This is a genomic window from Luteimonas sp. TWI596, from assembly GCF_039674105.1.
GTDB lineage: Bacteria > Pseudomonadota > Gammaproteobacteria > Xanthomonadales > Xanthomonadaceae > Luteimonas.
Map to the genome: position 1 here is coordinate 120,818 of NZ_JBDJMU010000006.1, position 25,748 is coordinate 146,565.

The 25,748-nt window shown below is 69.6% G+C and carries 20 protein-coding genes; 9 read left to right on the forward strand and 11 right to left on the reverse strand.

The window, feature by feature from the left end; genetic code table 11:
• Positions 1-46: 46 nt before the first annotated feature.
• From hisIE to ABE487_RS06690, 5 genes are read left to right on the forward strand one after another with little or no spacing between them, the layout of a single operon-like run.
• Entirely contained in the window at positions 47-655 is a 609-nt protein-coding gene (hisIE, locus tag ABE487_RS06670) for a bifunctional phosphoribosyl-AMP cyclohydrolase/phosphoribosyl-ATP diphosphatase HisIE (protein WP_346447479.1), read from the forward strand.
• An 11-nt stretch (positions 656-666) separates the two neighbouring features.
• The gene (locus tag ABE487_RS06675) at positions 667-1,194 is read left to right on the forward strand and encodes a GNAT family N-acetyltransferase (RefSeq protein ID WP_346446137.1); all 528 of its coding nucleotides are present in this window, start codon (positions 667-669) and stop codon (positions 1,192-1,194) included.
• Between the two features lie 28 nt (positions 1,195-1,222).
• Entirely contained in the window at positions 1,223-2,011 is a 789-nt protein-coding gene (locus ABE487_RS06680) for an SAM-dependent methyltransferase (RefSeq protein WP_346447481.1), read from the forward strand.
• 27 nt (positions 2,012-2,038) lie between these two features.
• On the forward strand, positions 2,039-2,281 hold the full coding sequence (locus ABE487_RS06685; protein WP_346444703.1) for a hypothetical protein: 243 nt from the start codon (positions 2,039-2,041) through the stop codon (positions 2,279-2,281).
• Positions 2,232-4,145: a GGDEF domain-containing protein gene (locus tag ABE487_RS06690; protein ID WP_346444701.1), complete on the forward strand. Its 1,914-nt coding sequence runs from the start codon at positions 2,232-2,234 to the stop codon at positions 4,143-4,145. Before ABE487_RS06685 ends, ABE487_RS06690 begins: the two co-directional genes overlap by 50 nt.
• A 22-nt stretch (positions 4,146-4,167) precedes the next feature.
• Here the strand turns inward: ABE487_RS06690 and ABE487_RS06695 are convergent, their stop codons facing one another.
• The 3 genes from ABE487_RS06695 to xseA form a co-directional block, all read right to left on the reverse strand.
• The gene (locus ABE487_RS06695) at positions 4,168-5,634 is read right to left on the reverse strand and encodes an aldehyde dehydrogenase family protein (RefSeq protein ID WP_346452730.1); all 1,467 of its coding nucleotides are present in this window, start codon (positions 5,632-5,634) and stop codon (positions 4,168-4,170) included.
• A gap of 41 nt (positions 5,635-5,675) precedes the next feature.
• Entirely contained in the window at positions 5,676-7,325 is a 1,650-nt protein-coding gene (locus ABE487_RS06700) for an acetolactate synthase large subunit (RefSeq protein ID WP_346452731.1), read from the reverse strand.
• A gap of 82 nt (positions 7,326-7,407) precedes the next feature.
• Entirely contained in the window at positions 7,408-8,736 is a 1,329-nt protein-coding gene (xseA, locus tag ABE487_RS06705; RefSeq protein ID WP_346452732.1) for an exodeoxyribonuclease VII large subunit, read from the reverse strand.
• A 118-nt stretch (positions 8,737-8,854) separates the two neighbouring features.
• On the opposite strand from xseA, the gene ABE487_RS06710 reads away from it, so the two are divergent.
• The gene (locus ABE487_RS06710; RefSeq protein ID WP_346444694.1) at positions 8,855-9,361 is read left to right on the forward strand and encodes a copper chaperone PCu(A)C; all 507 of its coding nucleotides are present in this window, start codon (positions 8,855-8,857) and stop codon (positions 9,359-9,361) included.
• Between the two features lie 1,188 nt (positions 9,362-10,549).
• Here ABE487_RS06710 and mtnC read toward each other — a convergent pair.
• The 7 genes from mtnC to ABE487_RS06745 form a co-directional block, all read right to left on the reverse strand.
• Positions 10,550-11,239, reverse strand: coding sequence for an acireductone synthase (gene mtnC, locus ABE487_RS06715; RefSeq protein ID WP_346452473.1), 690 nt, complete (start codon positions 11,237-11,239; stop codon positions 10,550-10,552).
• A complete protein-coding gene (locus ABE487_RS06720; RefSeq protein WP_346452474.1) occupies positions 11,236-11,442 on the reverse strand; it encodes a hypothetical protein in 207 nt (68 codons plus the stop codon). Before ABE487_RS06720 ends, mtnC begins: the two co-directional genes overlap by 4 nt.
• A gap of 82 nt (positions 11,443-11,524) precedes the next feature.
• Complete coding sequence (locus tag ABE487_RS06725) at positions 11,525-12,082, reverse strand: acireductone dioxygenase (RefSeq protein ID WP_346447487.1); 558 nt, start codon at positions 12,080-12,082, stop codon at positions 11,525-11,527.
• A 108-nt stretch (positions 12,083-12,190) separates the two neighbouring features.
• Positions 12,191-12,835, reverse strand: coding sequence for a methylthioribulose 1-phosphate dehydratase (locus ABE487_RS06730; protein ID WP_346452475.1), 645 nt, complete (start codon positions 12,833-12,835; stop codon positions 12,191-12,193).
• Between the two features lie 30 nt (positions 12,836-12,865).
• Entirely contained in the window at positions 12,866-13,117 is a 252-nt protein-coding gene (locus ABE487_RS06735) for a hypothetical protein (protein ID WP_346452476.1), read from the reverse strand.
• On the reverse strand, positions 13,114-14,421 hold the full coding sequence (locus tag ABE487_RS06740; RefSeq protein ID WP_346452478.1) for an amino acid permease: 1,308 nt from the start codon (positions 14,419-14,421) through the stop codon (positions 13,114-13,116). The genes ABE487_RS06735 and ABE487_RS06740 overlap by 4 nt, the downstream gene beginning before the upstream one ends.
• Before the next feature lie 76 nt (positions 14,422-14,497).
• Positions 14,498-16,000, reverse strand: a complete 1,503-nt coding sequence (locus ABE487_RS06745; protein ID WP_346444680.1) for an amino acid permease — start codon at positions 15,998-16,000, stop codon at positions 14,498-14,500.
• A 312-nt stretch (positions 16,001-16,312) separates the two neighbouring features.
• Between ABE487_RS06745 and ABE487_RS06750 the strand changes: the two genes are divergently transcribed.
• From ABE487_RS06750 to ABE487_RS06760, 3 genes are all read left to right on the forward strand, one after another.
• Entirely contained in the window at positions 16,313-17,461 is a 1,149-nt protein-coding gene (locus ABE487_RS06750) for an acyl-CoA dehydrogenase family protein (RefSeq protein WP_346452480.1), read from the forward strand.
• Positions 17,462-17,767: 306 nt separating this feature from the next.
• Entirely contained in the window at positions 17,768-22,690 is a 4,923-nt protein-coding gene (locus tag ABE487_RS06755) for an NAD-glutamate dehydrogenase domain-containing protein (RefSeq protein ID WP_346452508.1), read from the forward strand.
• A 127-nt stretch (positions 22,691-22,817) separates the two neighbouring features.
• Positions 22,818-23,585 (forward strand): NAD kinase, encoded by a 768-nt coding sequence (locus ABE487_RS06760; RefSeq protein WP_346447490.1) that lies wholly within the window; start codon positions 22,818-22,820, stop codon positions 23,583-23,585.
• A gap of 67 nt (positions 23,586-23,652) precedes the next feature.
• Here ABE487_RS06760 and ABE487_RS06765 read toward each other — a convergent pair whose 3' ends face one another.
• The gene (locus tag ABE487_RS06765; RefSeq protein WP_346452482.1) at positions 23,653-25,710 is read right to left on the reverse strand and encodes a glycosyl hydrolase family 18 protein; all 2,058 of its coding nucleotides are present in this window, start codon (positions 25,708-25,710) and stop codon (positions 23,653-23,655) included.
• Positions 25,711-25,748 lie beyond the last annotated feature (38 nt).

The following is a 25,748-nucleotide window of genomic DNA, read 5'->3' on the forward strand; positions in this document are numbered from 1 at the left end:
CCAGGGCCCGACGGCCGCGCCCCCCAATGCGCCCCAGGACGATGCCATGACCGACATGTCCTTCGACCCGGCGCGCCTGGACTGGAACAAGGGCGACGGCCTGCTGCCGGCGATCGTCCAGGACGCCGACACGTTGCGCGTGCTGATGCTCGGCTACATGGATCGCGACGCGCTCGATGCCACGCGCCGGCTGGGGCAGGTGACGTTCTTCAGCCGCAGCAAGGGTCGGCTGTGGACCAAGGGCGAACAGTCGGGCCACGTGCTCGAACTGGTCTCGGTCGAGGCCGATTGCGATGCCGACACGCTGCTGGTGCTGGCCCGGCCGCAGGGGCCGACCTGCCATCTGCAGCGGCCCAGCTGTTTCCCATCCGCCCCGGGCGGTGTGTTGGCCGAACTGGATGCGCGCGTCGCGCAGCGCGCACGCGAGCGGCCGGACGGGAGCTACACGACGCGGCTGTTCGACGGCGGCATCCGCCGGATCGCCCAGAAGGTCGGCGAGGAGGGCGTGGAGACTGCATTGGCAGCCGTCGCGCAGGGCGACGACGACCTGCTCGGCGAGAGCGCCGACCTGCTGTACCACCTGCTGGTGCTGCTGCGCGCGCGCGGGCTGTCGCTGGCCGATGTCGAGCGCGTGCTGGCCGCGCGGGGCCGGTGAGGCGGCCTTGCGTGTGGCCCGGGAACTTCGAGGCCGTCGGGGTGCGCGCGACGTTGCTCGCCGACGATGACGCCGCCCTGTTTGTCGCCCTGTACGGCGATCCGGCGACGATGCGGCAGGTCGGCCCGGCGCTCGATCGTTCCGCCGCGACCCGTGCATTCGCTGCGGCGCGTCGGCAAATGCGGGGCGACCCGCCTGCCGCCCGGTTCTGGCGGCTGGAGACTGCCGCCGGCGCGCAGGGATTGCTGTCATTGGTGCCCGATGCGGCCGGTCGGGACGCCGAGACCGGGCTGTTGCTGGCGCCTGCGGCGCAACGGCAGGGGGTAGCGACCGCGGCGCTGGGGCATCTGTGCGAGGTCGCGCTCGGCACCGGCGCATTCGAGGCGCTGTGGACCCGGCACCGGGCCGGCCATGCAGCCGCCGTCGGCCTGATGCGGCGCCTGGGGTTCGTGCGCGCTGCGCCGGTGGAGGGCTGGCAGCGCTGGCGTCTCGGTCGCACGGCCTGGCGCGCGCTTGCCGGCGGTGCATCTGCCGATTAGATTCCGCGCTCGTGCAGGGGAGTTGACGATGGAAGGCAGGGGGCGGCTGGCCTGCGTCGGTGTCGGCATGATGCTCGGCGCGCATCTGGGGCCACGCGCCAGACGCCATATCGAGACGGCGGAGGTCGTCTTCGTCGCCGTCTCCGATCCGCTGGTCGAGCTGTGGGTGCGGAGCATGAATGCGGATGTCCGCAGCCTGCAGCCGTTCTATCGCGAGGGCCGCTCCCGGCACCGCAGTTATGCCGGCATGATCGCTGCGATGCTGGCCGAGGTGCGCGCCGGGCGCGATGTGTGCGGTGCGTTCTACGGCCACCCGGGGGTGTTCGCGCAGGTGCCCCACCAGGCGATCGCGGCGGCCCGTGCCGAGGGCTTTCAGGCCGTCATGGAGCCGGGGATCTCGGCCGAGGACTGTCTGTACGCGGATCTGGGGATCGATCCGGGCGACGTCGGTTGCCAGCACTACGAGGCCAGCCAGTTCCTGTTCTACCGACGGATCGTCGACCCTGCTGCCTGGCTGGTGCTGTGGCAGGTCGGGGTGGCCGGGGTCCGCGACACCGGGCGGTTCCACAGCACCGGCGCGGAGCGCGCCGCGCTGGTCGCCCGCCTGGCCCGGGATTACCCGCCCGGACATGTTGTGACGCTCTACGAAGCTGCTACGCTGCCCACCGTGCGGCCCCGCCTCGAGCGGCTGCCGTTCGAGGCGCTGGCGCAGGCGAGATTGCACCAGCACACGACGCTGGTGGTGCCGCCGGGAAAGGCGCTGGAGCGGGACGTGGGCATGGCATGGTCGGCAGGCGCCGCGGGCGCGGCCGACTGAGCACAATCGAGAACGACTGGGGGGGACATGCTCGACGTTGTCGCGTTGCTGGAATCGGCGGGGGCCGGAACCGCGTTCGATCCGGTCGGTCCGGAAGTCGCCGATGCGGTACTGGCCTTCCTGGCCGACGGGACGAGCGTGCCGGCGATCGTGGCCTGCATGATCATGACTCCCGACGACGGACAGAGCGAACCCCCGCAGGATGAACCGGATCAGGACGATGACGGCGACCGGCGCGATGACGATGATCCGGGCGAACGCTCCGCGTGAGGCCGTGGCCGGCGATGCGCGGGACGTGCGATCGCGCGCGCGCTGGCGGTTGGGTCTGCTTCTGGTCGGGATCGTCCTGTCGCAGGTGGCACTGGCCGGCGACGCGCTCGATGCGCTGATCGAAGAGGCGAGTGCGCTCAGGACGTCCGATCCCCAGCGCGTGGACGCGTTGCTGCGCGACATGGCCGGCCATCTCGAGACCGCGACCGAGGCCCAGCGCGCACGGGTGCAACTGCTGCGGGTGCACCGGATGATGACCAGCGGGCAGTCGGCCATCGCCACCGACCAGCTGACGGCATTGCTGGCGTCGACGGCCGATCCGGTGGCCCGTTTCGAGACCGCGTCGATGCTCGCGAACATCTACGCGGTCCAGCGGCGCTTCGAGGACGCACTGCGGATGCTCGAGACGATGCTGCCGCTGGCCGACCAGGTCGAGGACGCGCAGCTGCGCCATCGCGGCCTGATGGTCGCGGCCATCGTCTACAACCAGGTGGGGGAGTTCGGCCAGGCACAGCAGTATGCCGAGCGCGTGCTGCGCGAAGATCCAGACGGGCGCAATGCCTGCGCGGCCGGCGGTGTGCTGCTCGAGGCGATCAATGGGCTCGGGCAGTCCTTTACCGATGCGGCCGGGCAGAGCGCGCTGGATCGGTGCACTGCGCAGGGCGAGCCGATCTTCGCGGGGTTCGTCCGCCTGCATATCGCCCGCCAATGGGACACGCGCGGCAGATGGGAGGAGGCCTTGGCGCTGCTCGGCGGCGGACTGGCTGCGGTCGAGCGCACCGGCTACCCGTTCCTGATCGCGCAGACCCGCGCGGCGCTTGCGGCATTGAGCCAACGCGCCGGGCAGCCTGCCGCGGCACGCGCGCACGCCGAGGCCGCACTCGCCAACAGCCAGGATGCGACGTCCACCGAGGCGCGCGTCACCGCCCATCGGGTCCAGTACGAACTGGCATTGGCCAAGGGCGATGCGGTGGCCGCGCTGGCAGCCTATCGGCAGTATGTCGATGCCGAGCGCGCCCATTTCAACGATGTGAAAACACGCGAAATGGCGTATCAGGTCGTGCGCCACCAGTCGCTGCAGCAGGCCCAGCAGATCGAGCTGCTGCGCCAGAAGAATCAGTTGCTCGAACTCGAGCGCAGTGTCACCGAGCAGCGCGCGCGCAGCTGGCTGCTGTTGACGCTGGTGCTGGTGGGATTGGTCGCGTCGGTCGGCTACTGGGCCTACAAGACCAAGCGCCTGCAGATGCGCCTGAAGCGGATGACCGAGGTCGATGCGCTGACCGGTATCAGCAATCGGCAGCACTTCAGCGAGCGGGCCGAAGCCGCACTCGCGCAGTGCGCGCGCGAGCGCATGCCGGCGGTGCTGGTGATGTTCGATCTCGACCACTTCAAGCTGGTCAACGACCGCCACGGGCATGCAGCCGGCGACTGGGCCCTGCAGCAGGTGGCAGTCCGTGTGCAGCCGCTGTGCCGGGAGATCGACAGCTTCGGTCGGCTGGGCGGCGAGGAGTTCGCACTGTTGTTGCCGGGGCTGGACGAGTCTGCCGGACGCCGCTTGGCCGGCGATGCGCAGGCGCGGCTGGCCGGCGTCGACACCCAGGCCCAGGGGTATGGGTTCCGGATCGCGGCCAGTTTCGGCGTGGCCAGCGCGATCACGGGCGGCTACAGCCTGGCCGCGCTCATGCGCCAGGCCGACCAGGCGATGTATGCGGCCAAGCGCAATGGTCGGCGGCAGGTCCGGGTGTTCGACCCCCACGCGCAGGGCGACGACCCGGAGGCGTCACAGGCGCTGCGTGGCAGGGGGCATGAGGTCGCGGCTGCGCCGGCACATGCGGGCGATCCGACCCGCCGCGCCATCGCCTGATCACAGGCGGCGCCCCACGGGCTCAGACCGGGTCGCGGATCACCAGCAGCCGATCCTCGCACATGTCGCGGATCGCATAGCGCACGCCTTCGCGGCCGATACCCGAGTCCTTGATGCCGCCGTAGGGCATGTTGTCGACGCGGAAGCTCGGCACGTCGCCGACGATCACGCCGCCGGCCTCGATCCGATCCCAGGCGCGCATCGCGTGGGCGAGGTTGCCGGTGAACACGCCGGCCTGCAGGCCGAAATCGCTGTCGTTGACCCGCGCGATCGCCTCGTCGAAGCTGTCCACCGGCTCGAGTAGCGCGACCGGACCGAACACCTCCTTGCGCTGCAGGTCGGCGTCGCGCGGCACCTTTTCCAGCAGCGTGGCCGGAATCATCGTGCCTTCGCGCTTGCCGCCGGCGATCACCTTGGCGCCGCCCTTGCGCGCGGCATCGATCCACGATTGGATGCGGTCGGCCGCATCGGCGTCGATCACCGGACCGATGAAGGTCGTCTCGTCGCGCGGATCGCCCATGCGCAGTGCGCCGACGGCCTTCTTGAGCTTGCGCCGCAGCGCGTCGTGGATCGCGCGATGCGCATAGATGCGCTGGACGCCGATGCAGCTCTGCCCGGACTGATAATAGGCCCCGAACACCAGCCGCTCGACCACGTGGTCCAGGCTCGCGCCGGGGTCCTCGTCGACGATGCAGGCGGCGTTGCCGCCCAGCTCCAGCACGACCTTCTTCTTGCCGGCGCGCGCCTTGAGGTCCCAGCCCACCAGGCCGCCGGTGAAGCTCAGCAACGCGATGCGCGCATCCTCGGTCAGCGCGGCGGCGTCCTCGTTGCTGCAGGGGATCACCGAGAACGCGCCCTTGGGCAGGTCGGTCTCGGCCAGGATCTCGCCGATGATCAGTGCGCCGACCGGGGTCTTGGCTGCGGGCTTGAGCACGAACGGACAGCCGGCCGCGATCGCCGGTGCCACCTTGTGCGCGACCAGGTTCAACGGGAAGTTGAACGGGGTGATGAAGCTGCACACGCCCACCGGCACGCGCTTGACCATGCCGCGATAGCCGCGGGTGCGCGGCGAGATCTGCAGCTCGACGACCTCGCCGTCGAGCCGGGTCGCCTCGCCGGCGGCGATGCGGAAGGTGTCGATCAGGCGCGTCACTTCGCCGCGCGCGTCCTTGATCGGCTTGCCGGCCTCGATGCACAGCGCCAGGGCGAGCTCCTCGGCGCGTTCTTCGAACCGGCGCACGCAGTGCTCGAGCACATCGCGGCGCTGGTCGGGCGCGAACGCGGCCATCGCCTCGCGGGCCTTGTGCGCGGCGACGATCGCCTTGCGGATCGCCGTCGCATCGCCCATCGCCACGCGCGTGGCGACCTGTCCGCTGTACTTGTCGCGGACTTCGAGATCGGCGTTCGCCGCGACCGCGACGTTGGCGAGGTAGTAGGGGTAGCGGCGGGCGAGCCCGGCGGTCTTGGGGGCGGTCTTGTGCTTGGCCATTGGGCGCTCCGGAGTCGAAAGGCGGAAGGACGCGGCGGCGATCAGTCGATCGCGGCGCTGCGCGCGGGAATCTCGGTGTTGAGCAGGGCGTCGTCGTCGCGATAATCGATGGCCAGATCGATCAGATCCACGCCCGGCGTGTCCAGCGCGGTGCGCAGCGTGTGTGCGAAGGCGGCGGCGCTGGTGGGGCGATGGCCGCGCGCGCCGTAGCTCTGTGCGTAATGCACGAAGTCGGGATTGCCGTAGTCCATGCCGTACACCGGATAATCCTCGTGCTGCTGCTTCCACTTGATCATGCCGTAGGCATCGTCGCGCAGCACGATGACCACCAGGTCGAGCGCCAGGCGCACAGCGGTTTCCAACTCCTGCGAATTCATCATGAAGCCGCCGTCGCCGCAGACTGCGACGATCTTGCGGTCGCCGTGCACCAACCTGGCTGCGATCGCCGAGGGCAGGCCGGCGCCCATGGTCGCCAGTGCGTTGTCCAGCAGCAGGGTGTTGGGCGCGCGGCACCGGTCGTTGCGCGCGAACCACAGCTTGTACAGGCCGTTGTCGAGACAGACGATGTCGCGCGGGTCGATCGCATCGCGCAGCGTCTTGACCAAGTGCGGTACGTGCACGGGGAAACGGTCGTCGGCGGCGAGTTCGGCGATGTTCCGGCACAGCGCGGTCCGCACGCGATCGAAGAACGTGAAATCCCAGTGCGGCTGCGGGGCGTCCAGCGCCTCGGCCAGTTGCCAGACCGTATTGGCGATGTCGCCGATGACCTCGATCTGCGGAAAGTACACCTGATCGACGACGGCGCTTTCGTAGTTGACGTGGATCACCGTGCGCCGGCCGCGGTGCATGAAGAACGGCGGTTTCTCGATGACATCGTGGCCGATGTTGACGATGCAGTCGGCAGCATCGATCGCGCGGTGCACGAAATCGTGATCCGACAGCGCGGTGGTGCCGAGCCACAGCGGATGCGTCTCGTCCAGCACGCCCTTGCCCATCTGGGTGCTGAAGAATGGGATGCCGAGCCGGTCGACGAAGGCCCGCAACATCTTGGCCGTGGTCTTGCGGTTGGCGCCGGCGCCGATCATCAGCAGCGGATGCCGGGCATTGCGAATCGCCTGCGCGGCATGCGCGATCGCCTTGTGCTCGGCCAACGGACGGCGCGTGTAGGGGGCAGGCAACAGGCGCGCATCGGTGTCGTCGCCGGCGATGTCCTGGGGCAGTTCGAGATGGGTCGCGCCGGGACGTTCCTCCATCGCACGCTGGAACGCGTCGCGCACGCGCGCGGGGATGGCGTCGGCGGACACCAGTTGATGGGTCGACTTGGTCAGTGGCCGCATCATGTCGACCACGTCGACGATCTGGAAATGCCCCTGCTTGCTGGTCCGGATCGGCTTCTGGCCGGTGATCATCAACATCGGCATCGCGCCCAACTGGGCGTAGGCGGCCGGCGTGACGAGGTTGGTCGCGCCGGGGCCCAGTGTCGACAGGCAGACGCCGGCCTGCCCGGTCAGCCGTCCCCAGGTCGCGGCCATGAAGCCTGCGGCCTGCTCGTGGCGGGTGAGCACCAGCTCGATCGTGGACGCGCGCAGCGATTCGAGCAGGTCGAGGTTCTCCTCGCCCGGGATGCCGAAGACATGGGTCACGCCTTCGGCTTCCAGCGCCGAGACGAACAGGTCGGAGGCCTTGGTCATCGGTCCGTGTACTCCAGCGACAGATCGCCGGTCATCGTGCCAGCCCCGGCGTGATCGCCGGGCGAGGGCGGACCGCGCCGCGCTACTGCACCTCGACCCGAAGCGTGCCATCGCCGACGCGTGCATCGAGCCGATCGCCGGGCGCGGCGTCGGCGGTGCTGCGCACGATGCGGCCGTCGTCGCGCTGCAGGATGCTGTAGCCGCGGGCGATCGTCGCCAGCGGGCTCACCGCCTCGAGCGAGCGCACCAGCCCGCGCAGGTGCAGCGCATCGCGTTGCAGCCGACGGGCGACCGCGGCCTGCGGGCGCGCCTGTAGCGCATCGAGGCGCTGGTGCAGCTGGGCGAGCCGGCGTTGCGGCGAGGCCGCGCGCAGCACCGCGCCGGCATGCTGGAGCCGCGCCTGACGCTGCTGCAGCTGTTGCCGCTGGGCAGCCTGCAGCCGGCGCAGCGCTGCGTCCTGCCGCTGGCGCAGGGCGTCGAGCCGCGCCTGCGGGCGGGTGGCCTGCAGGCGCAGCGCCGCACGGTCGAGCCGCTGTGCGCAGGCCTGCAGCGTGCGCAACTGCACGGCGTCGACCTGGCGTTGCAACTGGCGCACGCGCCCGAGCAGGTCGTTGCGGTCGGGCGTCAGTAGTTCGGCAGCGGCCGACGGCGTGGGTGCGCGCAGGTCGGCGGCAAAGTCCGTCAGGCTGAAGTCGGTCTCGTGCCCGACAGCCGAGACCACGGGCACCGGCGAGGCGGCCACCGCGCGCGCCAGCGCCTCGTCGTTGAAGGCCCACAGGTCCTCGAGCGAGCCACCGCCGCGGGTCAGCAGCAGTACGTCGTAGCGCCCGCTCTCGCCCGCGCGCTGCAGCGTGCGCAGCAGTTGCCCAGGCGCGTCCACGCCCTGGACCAGGGTCGGCAGCACCTCGACCTCGAGCAGCGGGAAGCGCCGCGCCAGCACGCTGAGCACGTCGCGCACCGCTGCGCCCGATGGCGAGGTGATCACGCCCAGGCGCCGCGGAAACGCCGGCAGCAGGCGTTTGCGCTCGGCCTCGAACAGGCCCTCGGCCTGCAGCCGGGCCTTGAGCGCATCGAAGGCCCGCCGCAACGCGCCTTCGCCGGCTTCTTCGAGCGTGTCGAGGATCAACTGGTAGTCGCCGCGCGCCTCGTACAGCGTCACCCGGCCGCGCGCACGCACCAGCATGCCGTCGCGGGGCACGAAGCGCAGCCACTGGCTCTTCTGCCGGAACAGCGCGCAGCGCACCTGGGCGCGCGCGTCCTTGAGCGTGAAGTACATATGGCCCGACGCCGGGCGTGAGACGTTGCACAACTCGCCCTCGACTGCGACCTGGGGGAAGCTGTCCTCGAGCAGCCCGCGGGCGAGGGTGTTGAGCTGGCTCGGGGTCAGGACGTCGCGTGCGGAATCGTGCATGCGCACAAGGATACCGGCACGCGGCGGGCGGGGCTGCGACACCCGGTCGCAGGCACCACGTCCGCAGCCGGCGATAATGGCCGGCCAGGCGCCGCAGGCGTCGCAGTGGAGTACTCGGATGCGCCATCCCCGTTTCGGTCTTCTTGCCGCCGGCCTCACCGCCCTGGCCCTGGCCGCCTGCCAACCGTCGTCGCCGGAAGGCCCCGCGCCGGCGACCGGGACCGATGCCGCCCAGGTCGCGGTGTCGAACGCCTGGATCCGCGAGACTCCGCCCAACGCGGCGGTGGCCGGTGGTTACTTGACATTGCGCAGTGCCGGCGACGATCGGCTGGTGTCGGTGGAGAGCACCGCCTCCGCTGCGGTGGAGATCCACGAGATGCGCCACGACGGCGGCATGATGCGCATGCGCGAACTGCCCGACGGCGTCCCGCTCGCCGCCGGCACGGAGGTCGAACTGCGCCCCGGCGGCTACCACCTGATGTTCATCGACCCGGTCGAGCCGTTGCGCGCCGGCGCCACGGTCGAGGCGACGCTGCACTTCGAACATGCGCCTGCGCAGCAGGTCCAGTTCGACGTCCGCCCGCTGGCCGGCGATGCCCCGGCCGAGGGCCATGGCGGCCATTGACGACGCGCGCGATCGCGTCGCGCAGACGTTGATCGCGTCGGTGTGGCCTGGGCCGCGCGATGCGGGGCCAACGGGGCTCGAACTTGCCCAGCGCGATGCGGGGCCAACGCGGCTCGAACATGCCCCCACCCGCCGCGCGTTGCGCGTCGACCTCCCCCGCACGCGGGGGAGGGGACGCACAGCCGCTATGCGCGGTGCGGGCCTGTGTCGTATCCCGTCGAACGCAGCGCTGCCGTGCTCCCTCCCCGCATACGGGGGAGGGAATGCACAGCCGCTGTACGCGGTGCGGGCCTGGGCCGTATCCCGTCGAACGCAGCGCTGCGGTGCTCCCTCCCCGCATGCGGGGGAGGGGGCGCACAGCCGCGATGCGCGGTGAGGGCCTGTGTCGTATCCCGTCGAACGCGGCGCTGCGGTGCTCCCTCCCCGCATGCGGGGTAGGGCAAGCACAGCCGCTGTACGCGGTGCGGGCCTGTGTCGTATCCCGTCGAACGCAGCGCTGCGGTGCTCCCTCCCCTGCGTGCGGGGGAGGGAATGCACAGCCGCTGTACGCGGTGCGGGCCTGTGTCGTATCCCGTCGAACGCAGCGCTGCGGTGCTCCCTCCCCGCATGCGGGGGAGGGAATGCACAGCCGCTGTACGCGGTGCGGGCCTGGGCCGTATCCCGTCGAACGCAGCGCTGCGGTGCTCCCTCCCCTGCGTGCGGGGGAGGGCTGGGGTGGGGGGTGGACGCTCGCGGCGATGTTTCGGCGACGCGTGCATGCAAGCCCGTCCTGACCTGCGTTCGCTGCGACGATGGGGAGCGGTGGTTGTCCGTCCGGCGTCGGACGATGCGGCGAGCGCGGCACGACAAGACCATCGCGCACCAGGCGAGCGCTGAAACGCAAAAACCCGCGCAGGCGCGGGTTTTTCGAAAGATGACCGGCTGGCGAGCGAGGGCTGGCGGGCGGGTCGTACGCGGCTGGCTGGCGATGGCGGGCTTGCGGCGTGCGTCGATTCTAGCGAGCGCACGCGGCCCATGACGGAATGAGAATTGCTCTCGTTACAAGGCGGCGCGGCGCGCGCGACGCCGCATCTGTTGGCGATGCGCACCCGGCGATTGCCCCCAGGTGCGCTCGCCGTTCGACCTCCGTGTCCGCAGGCCGGTTTTGACGCGCGTGCGGTGCTCAGCGCGGGCGCAAGACGAGGGCGGTCAGGTTGCCGGATCGATCGTGTCGAACGAGGTCACGCGGCGGTGGCCGTTCGCGGCGGCGGCATCGCGCGGTTCGGGATAGTCGTCGAGGCGGTCCACCAGCACCGTGCGCAGCCCGGCGTCGCGCGCGGCATCGAGTTCGGCCACCACGTCGGACAGGAACACGATGGCGTCCGGGGGCTGCTGCAACGCCTCGGCGATGCGCGCATAGCTCGCCGCCTCGCGCTTGCCGCCGACTTCGGTGTCGAACCAGGCCGAGATCAGACCGGTCAGGTCGCCGGCGTCGCTGTGCCCGAAGAACAGTTTCTGCGCCGGCACCGAGCCGGACGAGTACACCGCCAGGCGTTCGCCGGCCGCATGCCAGCGGCGCAGCGCCTGCGCCGCGTCGGGATAGAGATGCGCGGTGAAGTCGGCCTCGCGGTAGCCCGCTTCCCAGATCCTGCCCTGCAGGGCCTTGAGCGCGGTGTGCTTGCGGTCCTCGTCGATCCAGCCCTGCAGCGTCTCGACGATCATCGTGTCGTCGCACATCGCGCCGTGCTCGGTCGCCACCACGTCCAGCCAGCGCCGGACCTCGGGATCGGCGCCATGCGCGGCGACGAAGCCGGGCAGGGCGCGGCGGGCATAGGGAAAGAGGACGTCTTTGACGAACGAAATGCTGCTGGTGGTGCCTTCGATGTCGGTGAGGATCATGCGATCTGTTGCTCTCGTCGCGCGCGTGAAAAGGAGGCCGTCCCTGGCGTTGCATCCTCGCCCACACCTGGCACCGGCCCGGTCATCCCTGGCCGGTCGTTCGCGCGCATTGCGTCCGCCTGGACGGCGGACGCAGGGCCTGCGCGCTCATCCTCGACGAACGAAATGCTGCTGGTGGTGCCTTCGATGTCGGGCAGGATCATCGCGTCGGAACTGCGGACAAAACGGACGCGGCATGATGCCACCGGCGGCCGTGCGCCGGGGCGATGCCAGCCTCGGGGTTGTTCAGTCGCGCGCGCCCGGCTCGTAGCGCGGGAACTGCTGGGCGATGTCGGAGCCGGTGAAGTGGCCGATCCAGCCGTCGGGCTGCTGGAAAAAGCGGATCGCCACGAAGCGCGGTTCCGGCCCCATGTCGAACCAGTGGGTCACGCCGTGCGGCACGCCGATCAGGTCGCCCTTGACGCATTCGATCTCGTAGACCTTGTCTTCGACATGCAGCGTGAACAGCCCCGAGCCGTCGACGAAGAAGCGGACCTCGTCTTCCTTGTGCAGGTGTTCGTCGAGGAATTTCTTGCGCAGTTCGTCGCGGTTGGGATTGTCCGGCGCGATGCTGATCACATCCACCGTGGTGAAGCCGCGCTCGGCGCTGATGCGGTCGATGTCGGCCTTGTAGGCGGCCAGCACCTGCTCGGGCGAGGCGCCGGCAGCGACCGGCTGCGAGGCTTCCCAGCGTTCGAAGGTCGCGCCCAGTGCGCCGAGCTCGCGGGCGATCTCCTCGCCGTCGCGGCTGTCGAACAGCGGCGTATCAGGGGCGTTGTCGGCGAAGATGCGGAGGCGGCTCATGGCGGTCTGGCTCGGGCAAAGAGGGGCGCGCCAGACTAGCAGCTGCTCCGGAAGGCAGCGTTGACCGGCGCGGAACGCGGGCGTTCCACGCACACGCGGAACGGGAGGTCAACGAGCGCGCAGTCGATGCAGCGCCAGTTCGCAGTGCAGCAGGAAATCGAAGGCTTCCAGATGCCGGCGCGCCTCGGCCATGTCGCGGCCCCAGGCATACAGGCCGTGGCCGTCGATCAGGTAGCCCCACATCGGGCCGGCATCGAGCAGGCATTCGACCTGCGCGGCCAGCGTGGGCATATCCTGGCTGTTGGGCAGCACCGGCACGTCGATCGCGGTCTCGTGGGTTGCGTTGCCGGCGAAGGCCTTGAGCAGTTCGTAGCCTTCGATGCGCACATGCCCGGCCCCCGCGTACAGGCGCGAGGCGATGGTCTGGTTGGGCGAATGGGTGTGCAGGATGCAGCCGACCTCGGGGAACCGGCGATAGAGCTGGGTATGCAGCAGCGTCTCGGCCGATGGCCGGTGGGTGCTGCCGACAGCCTGGCCGTCGAAATCGACGACCATGATGTCGCCCTCCTGCAGCCGGCCCTTGTCGCGGCCCGACACCGTGATCGCCGCGTGGCGGTCGTCGAGGCGCTGCGAGAAGTTGCTGCTGGTCGCCGGCGTCCAGCCGGCCTGGGCGAGTTCGCGGACATTGACGATCAGCTCGCCTGCGAGCTCGCGCAGGCGGTGGGGGTCGAAGGAGGGCGTCGGTGCGTGCATGGCGCAAAGTCTACCGCGCGCCCGTGTCCTTCAACGACGCCAGCGCCAGCGCGGCGGCTCGCCCTTCAGCGCGCAGGTCGCGATCAACAGACCGGTGGCCAGCGACAGGCAGCCGAAGAAGGCGGCCGGATCGCGCTGCGGCGGAAACCGCAGCAGCACGACGACGACGCTGAGCGCATAGACCGCCAGCACCGCCCAACCCTGCCAGCGCCGTGGGGCGCCCCAGCCCCAGCCGAAGGACTTGGCTGGAAACCAGTAGTCCTCCTTCCGGGGCGCGGTCACGGCGCGGTATCCGGCCGTGCACGGCGACCGAACCCGCGATAGCCGGCCCAGGCCAGCAGCGCGATGATCGCCGCGCCCATCAACGTCTCGATCGGCGTCGACCAGACCAGCAGCCCGCAGGCGAGCAGGGCGCCCATGCCGAGCAGGCGCTCGCGCGTACCCGAGACATGGGTCCGGTTGCCCAGCAACAGGCTCAGGCCCGCGGCCGCATAGGCCATCACCACCAGCGTCACCGCCATGTTGATGATGGTCTCGAACTGGTTGGCCACCGAGTCGGAGAAGGTGGTCAGGGCGATCGCGGTCATCGAGATCACGACGATCAGCAAGCCGGTGGCGGCCGCGCCATTGCGCAGCAGCCGCCCGAAGATCGCCGGCAGAAAGCCGCGCTGGGCGGCGCGCGCGCCCGACTCGCCGGTCACCAGCATCCAGCCGCCGAGCGTACCGGTGGCCTTCAGGGCGGCGGCCGCGGCGATCACCGGGATCGCCCAGGCGCCGAACATCTGGCCGGCGACCAGTGCGAACGGTGCGCTCGATTGCGCGAGCTCGGCGACCGGCACGATGCCCATCATCAGCACCGAGGAGACCAGGTAGACGACGCCGGCCAGCAGGATGCCGCCGAGCGTGGCGATCGGCACGTTGCGGTCCGGGTCGCGGACGACGCCGGCGACCATCGCCCCGGTCTCCAGGCCGATGAACGCCCAGAACACCACCGACAGCGAACCGATCGCGACCGCCGCGTCCGATTGCCCGCTGACGTTCCAGCCGGCCAGGTACAGATCGGGATCGAAGTGCGCCCAGCCGGCGATCAGGATCGCCGCGACCGGCAGCAGGCCGAACACCACGCAGAACGACTGGAACCGGGCGATGGTGCGTGGCCCGAACAGGTTCAGCGCGAACATCGACCAGATCAGCACGACCTGCCCGACGACCTGCGCACCGGGGGTCGCCTCGACCGGCAGCAGGATGATCAGGTAGCCGAACGCCGCCACCGCGATCGCGTTGTTGCCGATCCACGACGACAGCCAATACAGCGTGGACGCCAGAAAGCCCATGTCGCGGCCCAGTGTCGGGCGGATGTAGTCGTCGGGCGACTCGAGGTTCGGGTACTGCCGGGCCAGGCGCGCGAATGCACCGCCCAGCGCCACGGCCAGCAGCGTGCCGAGCAGCCACGACAATGCCGTCACCGCACCGGAGCGCGCCAGCGTGGCCGGCAACAGGAAGAAGCCCGAGCCGATCATGTTGTTGGCGACCATGAACGTCGCCAGCACCGGTCCGATCTTCCGGGCCGTCGAGGGAATGGACATCGCGGAATCTCGCAGTGGCGCGCAGCGCCAAGTCGAAAACGGACACGGCCCGCGCGATGCGGGCCGTGGACGGAACTCAGCGGGCGTTGCGCAGCTTGCTGTGCCGGTAGCCGTAGGCGAAGTAGATCGTGAAGCCGATCACCGTCCAGCCCAGCAGCACCATCCAGTTGAGCATCGGCATGATCGCCACCAGCCCCAGGCACGCCAGCACGCCCAGCGTGCCGACGACATAGACGGCCGGCGTGCGGAACGGGCGGTGCAGCCCCGGCTGCGTGCGACGCAGCACCATCACGCCCAGGCACACGGTCGCGAACGCGACCAGCGTCCCCATCGACACCACGTCGCCGAGCAGCTGGATCGGCAGCAGTGCGGCCATGATCGCAGCGACCGCGGCGACCAGCACGGTGCCCTTGTGCGGGGTGCGGAAGCGCTTGTGCACCGCGCCGAAGAAGCGCGGCAGCAGCCCGTCCTGGGCCATCGAGAAGAAGATCCGCGGCTGGCCCATCAGCATCACCAGGATCACCGTGGTCAGGCCGGCGATCGCGCCGACTTCCACCAGGACCTTGAGCCAGGCGAGGCTCGGATAGGCCTCCAGCGCGGTCGCCACCGGCTTGGCGGTGCCGAGCGCGGTGTAGGGCACCATGCCGGTCAGCACGGCGGAGACCGCGATGTAGATCAGCGTGCACAGCACCAGCGAGCCGAGGATGCCGATCGGCATGTCGCGCTGCGGGTTCTTGACCTCCTGGGCGGCGGTGGAGACCGCGTCGAAGCCGATGTAGGCGAAGAACACGATCGAGGCGCCGCGCAGCACGCCCTCCCAGCCGAAGCGGTCGCCGCCCTGGTTTTCGGGAATGAACGGCAGCCAGTTGTCGACATTCACGTACTGGGCGCCGAAGGCCAGCAGCAGCAGGATCACCACGACCTTGATCGAGACGATGATCGCGTTGGCGGTGGCCGACTGGGTGATGCCGACATAGCACAGCGTGCCCACGGCGGCGACGATCAGCAGCGCCGGCAGGTTGAACAGCGCGCCGGTCAGCACGAACCGGCCGAACTCGCAGGCGCCGGCCTGCGCGGCTTCGTGGGTACAGAAGTTGATCGGCGCCTGGGTCAATGCCGCGGGTAGATGGAGCCCGAACGACTCCAGGAAACTGACCGTGTAGCCCGACCAGCCGACGGCGACCGTGGAGGCCGCGAACAGGTACTCGAGCACCAGGCTCCAGCCGACGAACCAGGCCAGCGCCTCGCCGAGGGTGGCGTAGGTGTAGCTGTAGGCGCTGCCCGAGGCGGGGATCATCGCTGCGAACTCGGCGTAGCACAGGCCTGCCATCGCGCATGCGAAGGCGGCGATGACGAAGCTGAGCATGATCGCCGGCCCGGCGTGATTGGCGGCCGCAGTGCCGGTGATCACGAAGATGCCCGCGCCGATGACCGCACCCAGCCCCAGCATCACCAGGTGCTTGGCGGTGAGCGTGCGCTTGAAGCTGGCTTCGCCCGACAGGCCGCCTTCGACCGGTTCGCCGGCGTCGACACGCGGTTGGGCCTGGATAGGCTTGGTGATCAGCAGATTCTTGAGCATCGGGTTCCCCGGGTTGGACGGTCGGTCGGGCACACGAATGGGCGGCTCCCTGCCGATTCCCCCTGAATCCCGATGCGCCCCGCGAATCGCCGTACCTTGCCAAACGCAGCGTTCCGGCACAAGCAACGCCGTCGTATTCATTGCAGCCCGTCCGGCAGCGCATCGCGATATCGGATGGCGCGACGCGTGTGCCTTGCGGCCTGGACGGGTTCGGGGCGGATTCATGCTGCAGTGCGCAACGTCCGCTCCCACAGTCGGGATGCGTTCGTCGCTACAATTGTCCGCTGACCTTGATGCAGAAGCGGAGCGGCCGTGGAGTTCGGTTTCAACGAAGAGCAGTTGATGATCCAGGACATCGCGCGCCGGATCGCAAAAGAGAAGATCGCGCCCAGCGCCGAGCACTTCGACCGCACGGGCGAGTTCCCGCTGGAGAACATCCGCCTGCTCGGCGAGAACGGCCTGATGGGCATCGAAGTGCCGGCCGAGTACGGTGGCGCGGGCATGGACCCGATCGCCTACGTGCTGGCGATGATCGAGATCGCCGCCGGCGATGCCGCGCACTCGACGATCATGTCGGTCAACAATTCGCTGTTCTGCAACGGCATCCTGACCCACGGCACCGAGGCCCAGAAGCGCACCTACGTCTCGGCGATCGCCCAGGGGCGGGAGATCGGCGCGTTCGCGCTGACCGAACCGCAGTCGGGGTCGGATGCGACCGCGATGCGCTGTCGCGCGGTCAAGCAGGCCGACGGCAGCTTCGTGGTCAATGGCAAGAAAAGCTGGATCACCTCCGGCCCGGTCGCCAAGTATTTCGTGCTGTTCGCGATGACCGAGCCCGACAAGGGCGCCCGCGGTGTGACTGCGTTCCTGGTCGACGGCGAGCGCGCCGGGTTCCACCGCGGCAAGACCGAGCCCAAGCTCGGCATCCGCGCCTCGGCGACCTGCGAGATCGAGTTCCAGGATTATGTCGTCCAGCCCGACGAGGTGCTCGGCGAGGAAGGGCAGGGCTTCAAGATCGCGATGGGCGTGCTCGATGCCGGCCGCATCGGCATCGCCTCGCAGGCCATCGGCATCGCCCGCGCCGCGTACGAGGCGACGCTCGCCTACGTCAAGGAGCGCAAGGCGTTCGGTCAGCCGATCGGCGCGTTCCAGATGACCCAGGCCAAGATCGCCGACATGAAGTGCCGGCTCGATGCGGCGCTGCTGCTGACCTTGCGCGCGGCCTGGACGAAGGGCCAGGGCCAGCGCTTCGGCAACGAGGCGGCGATCGCCAAGCTCACCGCGTCCGAGACCGCGATGTGGATCACCCATCAGGCGCTGCAGATCCACGGCGGCATGGGTTACTCGAAGGAAATGCCGATCGAGCGGTACTTCCGAGACGCCAAGATCACCGAGATCTACGAGGGCACCTCGGAGATCCAGCGGCTGGTCATCGCCCGCAACGAGACCGGCCTGCGCTGAGCGCTTCGTGATCCCTCGCCCCGTTCCCGTCGTTCGCTTCACCGGTCCGCGCCGCCCCGAAGGCTGCGCGGCCGCTTCCGTCGTCCCCGATCCGGCCGCCAGCCGCAGTTCGCGCGGCATGCCACCCGTCGGTCTCCTGTTCCCTGTCGGCCCGCGTGAGAACGCGGGCCTCATTGCATCGGACCTATCGTCGTCATGAGCACATCCCGCAAGACCGGTACCTCTTCTTCCAAACGCAAGGCCGCCGCGGCCCCGACCCCGGCACCGCGCAAGCGCGCCAAGCCGCAGGGCAGCAGCGCCAGCGTCATGCCCGCGCCGTCCAGGCCCGCAGGGTCCGGGTTGCTGGACCCGATCTTCGAGGCCGTGCGGCGGCGCGCAGGCAAGGCCGCCCAGCGCGGTGCCGACGCCTTCGCGCAGGCGTTCTACCGGCGCATGACCGAGGACGAGATTCCGCTGCACAGCGCCGATGGCTGGGCGGCCCTGGCCGCCGACCTGTTCGAATTCGCCGCACGTCGCAAGCCGGGCACCGCCAACGTGCGGCTGTTCAATCCGGCGCAGGACACCCACGGCTGGGAATCGCCGCACACCGTGCTGCAGATCGTCAACGACGACATGCCGTTCCTGGTCGACTCGGTGACGATGGCGCTGGCCGAGCGCAGCATTGGCGTGCACGTGCTGGGCCACCCGGTCCTGCACATCGCGCGCGACCGCAGCGGCCGCCTGACCGGCGTGGGCGAGGGCGATGCCGAGTCGGTGATGCACCTGGAGATCGATCGCCAGACGCCCGAAGCGAGCGCACGTATCGAGCAGGTCGTGCGTCGCGTGCTCGACGACGTGCGCGCGATCGTGGCCGATTGGGGGCCGATGCGCGAGAAAATGCAGGAGGTCGCCGCCGATCTCGTCGCGCGGCCGATGCCGGTCGCCGACGCCAGCCGGCGCGAGGCGCAGGAGTTCCTGCGCTGGGCGGCCAGCGACCACTTCACATTCTTCGGCTACCGCGAGTACAAGGTGCGCCGCAAGGGCACCGATGGCGTGCTCGAGCCCGTCGCCGACAGTGGCCTGGGCCTGCTGCGCACGCCGGCCACGGTCAAGTCGCGCCCGCTCAGCGAACTCGGCGCCGATGCGCTGCGGCGCGCGGGCCAGGTCGATGCGCTGATCCTCACCAAGACCAGTGCCCGCTCCACCGTGCATCGTCCCGGCTACATGGACTACATCGGCGTGCTGCGTTACGACGCCAAGGGCCAGGTGGTCGGCGAACAGCGCTTCCTCGGCCTCTACACCTCCAGCGCCTACACCCGCCGGCCCTGGGACATCCCGCTGGTGCGCGAGCGGTTCGAGCACGTGATGAGCGAGTCCGGCCTCAAGCCGACCGGCCATAGCGGCAAGACCCTCAAGCACCTGCTCGAGACCCTGCCGCGCGACGAGCTGTTCCAGTCCACGCCCGATGAGCTGTTCCGCCTGGGCACCGGCATCCTCGGCCTGCAGGAGCGCGTGCGCAGCCGGCTGTTCCTGCGCCGCGACCGCTACGGCCGCTTCTATTCGGTGCTGGTCTACATCCCGCGCGACCGTTTCAACACCGACGTGCGCCACCGTGTCGAGGACATGCTGCGCGAGACGATGCAGGCCGACCACGTCGATGCACACGTGGTGCTGGGTGAGTCGCCGCTGGCGCAGTTGCACTTGATCGTGCGCCCGCGTGCGGGCGTGCAGGGCGAGGTCGACCAGGCTGCGCTCGAGCAGGCGCTGCAGAAGATCGTACGCAACTGGCACGACGACCTGCGCGACGAGCTCGTGCGTCGCCAGGGCGAAGGCGAAGGCCTGCGTCTGGCCGGCCGCCTGGGACGCGGCCTGTCGGCTGCCTACATCGAGTTCGCATCGCCGGCCGTCGCCGCGACCGATGTCGAGAAGCTCGCCGCCGCCCAGGCGAGCGGCGCGCTGCAACTGAGCTTCTACACCCAGCCCACGTCGTCGGCCGGCGATGCGCTGCTGCACTTCAAGCTCTACCGCAGCGGCGAACACCTGCCGCTGTCGGAGGTGCTGCCGGTGATGGAGAACCTCGGCCTGCGGGTCATCGCCGAGAATCCCACGCGTCTGATCGTCGATGGCACCACGCTCTACATCCAGGACTTCTTCGTCGAGACCCTGGCCGCGAACGTCGATATCGACGCGCGCGCGGCCGCGTTCACCGAAGCGTTCGACCGCGTGTGGCGCGGCGATGCCGAGAATGACGGCTTCAACCGGCTGATCCTCGCCGCCGATCTCGACTGGCGTCAGGTGGCGATGTTGCGCGCGTACTGCAAGTACCTGCAGCAGGTCGGCGTGCCGTTCTCCCAGGCCTACGTCGAGGACACGCTCGGCCGCTATCCGCTGCTTGCGCGGCTGCTGGTGGAAGTGTTCGAAGCCCGTTTCGATCCGGCCACCGGCCGCGAGAGCGGCGCGCAGGTCGCCGCCGGTATCGAGATGCTGGCCAGCCAGCTCGGTGCGCTGTCGGGCGACGACGCCACGCGGGCACTGCTGCAGCCGGTGCTCGATGCCCGCGCGCAGGACCGCGACGCGCAGTACGATGCGGCGCGCACTGCGCTCACGGGGCTGCTCGACCGCGTCGCAAGCCTCGACGAGGACCGCATTCTGCGCAGCTACCTGGGCGTGATCGATGCGACCTTGCGCACCAGCTATTACCAGCGCACCCGCGAAGGCGCGGTGCGCGACACGATCGCCTTCAAGTTCGATTCGGCGCGCGTGCCCGAACTGCCCAAGCCGCGTCCGTACCGCGAGATCTTCGTCTACGGCCCGCGGGTGGAGGGCACCCACCTGCGCTTCGGGCCGGTGGCCCGCGGCGGCCTGCGCTGGTCGGATCGCCGCGAGGATTTCCGCACCGAGGTGCTGGGCCTGGTCAAGGCGCAGATGGTCAAGAACACGGTCATCGTGCCGGTCGGCTCGAAGGGCGGCTTCATCGTCAAGCGGCCGCCGGCCGGGGGCGACCGTGATGCGCTGTTCGCCGAGGGCGTGGCCTGCTACACGCTGTTCATCAACGGCCTGCTGGACATCACCGACAACATCGTCGACGGCGCGATCGTGCCGCCGCGCGACGTGGTCCGTCACGACGACGACGACCCGTACCTGGTCGTTGCCGCCGACAAGGGCACCGCGACGTTCTCCGACATCGCCAACGGCATCGCCCGCGAGCATGGCTTCTGGCTCGACGATGCGTTCGCGTCGGGCGGCTCGGTCGGCTACGACCACAAGGGCATGGGCATCACCGCGCGCGGCGCCTGGGAATCGGTCAAGCGTCACTTCCGGGCGCTGGGCCGCAACTCGCAGACCCAGGACTTCACCGCGGTCGGCGTCGGCGACATGTCCGGCGACGTGTTCGGCAACGGCATGCTGCTGTCGCAGCACATCCGGCTGGTGGCCGCGTTCGATCATCGGCATGTGTTCATCGACCCGGCGCCCGACGCGACGGTCTCCTACGCCGAGCGCCAGCGACTGTTCACGCTGCCGCGCTCGAACTGGGCGGACTACGACGCCAAGCTGATCAGCAAGGGCGGCGGCGTGTGGCCGCGCAGCGCCAAGTCGATCCCGCTGTCCAAGGAGGCCCGCGAGGTGCTGGGCATCGATGGCGACACCGCCGCGCTCAGCCCCAACGAGCTGATGTCGGCGATCCTGCGCGCGCCGGTCGACCTGCTGTGGAATGGCGGCATCGGCACCTACGTCAAGGCGTCGTCGGAAAGCCACGCCGATGTCGGCGACCGGGCCAACAACGCGCTGCGCGTCGATGGCCGAGAGCTGCGCTGCAAGGTCGTGGGCGAGGGCGGCAACCTGGGCATGACCCAGCTCGGCCGCATCGAGGCCGCGCAGGCCGGTGTGCTGCTCAACACCGACTTCATCGACAACTCGGCTGGCGTGGACACCTCCGACCACGAGGTCAACATCAAGATCCTGCTCAACGAGGTGGTGCAGGCCAAGAAGCTGACCGTGCCCGCGCGCAACAAGCTGCTGGCCTCGATGACTGACGAGGTCGCCGAATTGGTGCTGTGGGACAACTACCGCCAGAACCAGGCGCTGAGCCTGATGGAGCGCATGAGCGTCTCGCGGCTGGGGTCCAAGCGCCACTTCATCCGCACGCTCGAAGCGCAGGGTCTGCTCGATCGCCAGATCGAGTTCCTGCCGTCAGATGCCGAACTGTCCGAGCGCAAGGCCAAGGGCCTGGGCCTGACCCGGCCTGAGCTGGCGGTCCTGCTGTCGTACTCCAAGCTCGTCGCCTTCGACCAGATGCTCGCCTCCGACATCCCCGAAGATCCGTATCTGTCGCGCGAGCTGCAGCGTTACTTCCCCGTGCCGCTGCAGAAGAAATACGCCGCGACCATGGAGCAGCACCGCCTCAAGCGCGAGATCATCGCCACCGCGGTGACCAACCAGATGATCAACCGCATGGGCGCGACGTTCCTGCTGCGCATGCAGGAAGACAGCGGGCGCTCGCCGGGCGAGATCGCCAAGGCGTTCACGATCACCCGCGAGACGATCGAGGCGCGCGCGCTGTGGAACAGCATCGACGCACTCGATGGCGCCGTGCCCGAGTCGGTGCAGGTCGATGCCCTGCAGGTGATCTGGAACCTGCAGCGGGCCTTCACCCGCTGGCTGCTGGCGCGTGCCGGTGCGATCCCGGACATCACCACGGCCGTGGCGCGCTATCACGACGGTTTCCACGCCATCCGCATCGGCAGCCAGATCATCGCCGACAGCCAGCGTGCCGAGCACGACGCCAGCCTGCAGAGCTGGCGCGAGAAGGGCGTGCCGGAGGACCTGGCCGAGCAGCTTGCCGCGTTGCCGTACCTGGAAGCGGCATGGGACATCATCGAGGTCGCCAGCGAGACGCGGCGCAAGCCGATCGATGTCGCGCGCGTGCACTTCCGTCTCGGCGAAGCGCTCAATCTGCCCTGGCTGACCGCGCAGATCGACGCGCTCGAGGTCGATGGCCGCTGGCACGCGGTGGCACGCGGCGTGCTGCGCGAGGATCTCGGCCAGCAGCATCGCCTGCTCGTCGGCCAGGTGCTGGCGATGCCCGGCGACACGCCCGAGGAGAAGGTCCGCACCTGGCTCGAGCGCGACGATCCGACGCTGCGCTTCACGCTGGCGATGCTGGCCGAACTGGCGGCGCAAAAGACGCTCGACTACCCGACGGTATCGGTCGCGGTGCAGCGCGTCTCGCAGCTCGTCCAGCGCAGCTGAGGCCAACGGGGAGGGCGCACAGGCGCCCTCCCTGTCCTTTGCGGGATCGATCCGCGGCTGCCGCATCGACCCGCCGCCACACCACCTGCGCTAAGCTGCGCGCCGACGTTCCCGCACCGGCCCGCCGATGACCGCAACGCCCCGCCTCGCCTTCGTCGCCAGCCAGACCGCCGATGCCCAGGAGGCGCTGCAGGTGCTCGGCGCCGAACACGGCCAGTGCGATCCGGCAGACGCCGACGTCCTGGTGCCGCTCGGCGGCGACGGCTTCATGCTGCAGACGCTGCATCGCCACGGCCATCTCGGCAAGCCGGTCTACGGCATGAAGCTGGGCACCGTGGGGTTTTTGATGAACCAGCACCGCCAGGGCGACCTGCTGGCGCGCATCGCCGCGGCCCAGCCCGCGGTGCTGCATCCGCTGGAGATGCTGGCCGAGACCGAGTCCGGCGCCACTGTCTCGTCGCTGGCCTACAACGAGGTCTCGTTGTTGCGCCAGACGCGCCAGGCCGCGCATATGCGCATCGAACTCAACGGTGTCACGCGTCTGGAGGAACTGGTCGGCGATGGCGTGATCCTCTCCACCGCCGCCGGCAGCACGGCCTACAACTTTTCCGCGCACGGCCCGATCCTGCCGCTGGGCGCGGGCATCGTCGCATTGACCCCGATCGCACCGTTCCGACCGCGTCGCTGGCGCGGCGCGATCCTGCGCGCCGAGACCGAGGTCCGCTTCCGCGTGCTCGATCCCTACAAACGGCCGGTCAGCGCGACGGCCGACTCGCACGAGGTGCGCGATGTCGTGCAGGTCACCGTGCGCGAATCCGAGCGCACGGTGACGCTGCTGTTCGACCCCGAGCACAATCTCGAGGAACGCATTCTCAGCGAGCAGTTCGTGGCGTGAGTCGTGCGGGCGCCCAGTGCGCCCACGCGGTCCGGCGAGTCCGTCCCTGGACCCGCCGGACGTGGCCTCAGCGCAGGCCCTGCTCGATCGCCCGAGTCAGCGTGCCGCTGCTGTCGTCGCCGCTGAACTCCCAGAAGAACGCGCCGCCCAGGCCCTGCGCCTTGACGTAGGCCATCTTCTCGGCGATCAGCGCCGGGTCGTCGAACGACCAGAACGTCGTGCCGTTGTAGATCCACTGCGCGCGCGCGGTCGAATCGACGAAGCGCGGCCAGCCGAGCGTCTTGAGCACCTTCCAATCCTCGATCCCGGCCTCGTACGTGCCCGGCGCCGCGGTGCCGGTCTGATACAGCCCGTTGTTGGCGTTGGGGACGTTGGTCCAGCCGCGCCCGTAGTAGCCGATGCCGAGGTTGAGCTTGGACGCCGGCACGCCGAGGTCCAGGAAGGCCTGGATCGCATCGTCGGTGTTGTACAAGCGCACATCGCCCGTGGACGGATCGCTCGGGGATGCGAACAGCGCCGAGTGGTGGTTGGTGCGTGGCTCCCAGCCGCCATGGAAGTCGTAGGTCATCACATTGATGTAGTCCAGCGACGGGTGGTAGAGGTTCGGGTCGGTGACGCGGATCTTGTCGACGCCCGCGCCCACGGCCACTGTCAGCAGCAAGCCCGGCCGCACCGCGTTGAGCTGGCTGCGGAACTCGGCCAGCAGCGCGGTGAAGTTCTGCCGGTCTTCCGCCGTGCCGCAGGCGATCCCGCAGGCCACCGGATACTCCCAGTCGATGTCGATGCCGTCGAACACCCCGGCCGCGGCCGCAGCACCGCCCGCACCGTCGGTGACCGGCAGGTTGCCGCGGATGTAGGCGTCGATGCACGAGGCCACGAATGCCTGCCGGTTCTCCGGTCGTGCGGCCTGCGAGAACCCACGCGACCAGGTCCAGCCGCCCAGCGAGATCAGCACTTTCAGTCCGGGATGGCGGGCCTTGAGCTTGCGCAGCTGGTTCCAGTTGCCGCGCAGCGACTGGTCCCAGGTGTCGGCGATGCCGTCGACGCTTTCGGCCGCCGAGAACGCCTTGGTGTAGTCGGCGAAGGCGTCGCCACCGGCCCCCGTGTTCGGATCGGCCGGCTGGGTGACGCCGACCTCGCAGCGGTTGTTGCGCACGTTGCCGAACGCGTAGTTGATATGCGTGAGTCGGGCGGCCGAGCCACTGGTCTCGATGTCCCGCACGCGGTAGTTGCGGCCGTAGATGCCCCACTGGGTGAAGTAGCCGATCACCCGCTTGTCGCCGCCGGCATTGGCCGCGACCGTACGCGCGACGATCTCCGGCGAGGACGCCGACGCGTTGCCGCTGCGGTCACGTGCGCGGACCCGGTAGGTGTAGGCGGTATTGGCCGACAACGGGCTGTCGGTGTAGCCGGGCGTGGTCGGCGAGCCAACGATCTGGCCATTGCGATAGACGTCGTAGCCGGCCATGCCACTGCCGCCGACGTTGTCGGTCGAGGCGGTCCAGGTCAGCGTGATGCTGGCGGCCGTCTGCTGCGTTGCCTGCAGCCCGGTCGGCACGCTGGGCGCGGTGGTGTCCGGGCCGGTGCCGCCGCCAACGGTGATCGTCACCGCTGCGGAGGTCGTCGTCGCGCCCTTGTTGTCGGTGGCCACCGCGGTCAGCACGTGCTGGCCGGCGGTCGCGTTCTGCCAGGTCAGGGCGTAGGGCGCGCTGGTGTCGGTCCCCAGCGACACCGCGCCGCGGAAGAACTGCACCGAGGCGATCGTGCCATCGTTGTCATTGGCATTGGCGGTGATCGTCACCGAGGCGCCGGTGGCGAATGTCGCCCCCTGGGCGGGCGCGGTGAGCGCCACAGTCGGTGGCTGATTGGCGGTGCCGCCGCTGCATGACCCCAGGTCCTGGTACCAGCCGCAAGAGGTGCAGTAATCGGGCGCCGCGTTCCAGATCTGGGTGCGTGCCTCGTACAGCCGGTTCTGGTAGGTCAGGCGGTCGCCCGGGTTGTAGATGGTGCTGGCGTTCCATGCGGGAACGCCCCCACAGGCGGCGGTTTGCGCCTGTGCGCTGGCGGCCATGCCGGCCGAGGCCAGCAGGCACAGCGACAGTGCGGCGAGTCTGCGATGCATCATGACGAAGTCTCCCTTTCCGATGCCGAGTGAAGCCGGCG

Bases quoted from the DNA above. Each gene is read 5' to 3' on its own strand.
- ABE487_RS06730 (WP_346452475.1), bottom strand. From the start codon at position 12,835: ATGCACGCACCGACGCCCTCCTTCGACCCCCACCGCCTGCGCGAGCTC.
- ABE487_RS06685 (WP_346444703.1), top strand. From the start codon at position 2,039: ATGCTCGACGTTGTCGCGTTGCTGGAATCGGCGGGGGCCGGAACCGCG.
- xseA (WP_346452732.1), bottom strand. From the start codon at position 8,736: ATGCACGATTCCGCACGCGACGTCCTGACCCCGAGCCAGCTCAACACC.
- ABE487_RS06680 (WP_346447481.1), top strand. From the start codon at position 1,223: ATGGAAGGCAGGGGGCGGCTGGCCTGCGTCGGTGTCGGCATGATGCTC.
- ABE487_RS06765 (WP_346452482.1), bottom strand. From the start codon at position 25,710: ATGATGCATCGCAGACTCGCCGCACTGTCGCTGTGCCTGCTGGCCTCG.
- ABE487_RS06710 (WP_346444694.1), top strand. From the start codon at position 8,855: ATGCGCCATCCCCGTTTCGGTCTTCTTGCCGCCGGCCTCACCGCCCTG.
- ABE487_RS06725 (WP_346447487.1), bottom strand. From the start codon at position 12,082: ATGAGCCGCCTCCGCATCTTCGCCGACAACGCCCCTGATACGCCGCTG.
- ABE487_RS06700 (WP_346452731.1), bottom strand. From the start codon at position 7,325: ATGACCAAGGCCTCCGACCTGTTCGTCTCGGCGCTGGAAGCCGAAGGC.
- ABE487_RS06760 (WP_346447490.1), top strand. From the start codon at position 22,818: ATGACCGCAACGCCCCGCCTCGCCTTCGTCGCCAGCCAGACCGCCGAT.
- ABE487_RS06695 (WP_346452730.1), bottom strand. From the start codon at position 5,634: ATGGCCAAGCACAAGACCGCCCCCAAGACCGCCGGGCTCGCCCGCCGC.
- ABE487_RS06745 (WP_346444680.1), bottom strand. From the start codon at position 16,000: ATGCTCAAGAATCTGCTGATCACCAAGCCTATCCAGGCCCAACCGCGT.
- ABE487_RS06755 (WP_346452508.1), top strand. From the start codon at position 17,768: ATGCCCGCGCCGTCCAGGCCCGCAGGGTCCGGGTTGCTGGACCCGATC.
- ABE487_RS06690 (WP_346444701.1), top strand. From the start codon at position 2,232: ATGACGGCGACCGGCGCGATGACGATGATCCGGGCGAACGCTCCGCGT.
- ABE487_RS06740 (WP_346452478.1), bottom strand. From the start codon at position 14,421: ATGTCCATTCCCTCGACGGCCCGGAAGATCGGACCGGTGCTGGCGACG.
- ABE487_RS06720 (WP_346452474.1), bottom strand. From the start codon at position 11,442: ATGATCCTGCCCGACATCGAAGGCACCACCAGCAGCATTTCGTTCGTC.
- hisIE (WP_346447479.1), top strand. From the start codon at position 47: ATGACCGACATGTCCTTCGACCCGGCGCGCCTGGACTGGAACAAGGGC.
- mtnC (WP_346452473.1), bottom strand. From the start codon at position 11,239: ATGATCCTCACCGACATCGAAGGCACCACCAGCAGCATTTCGTTCGTC.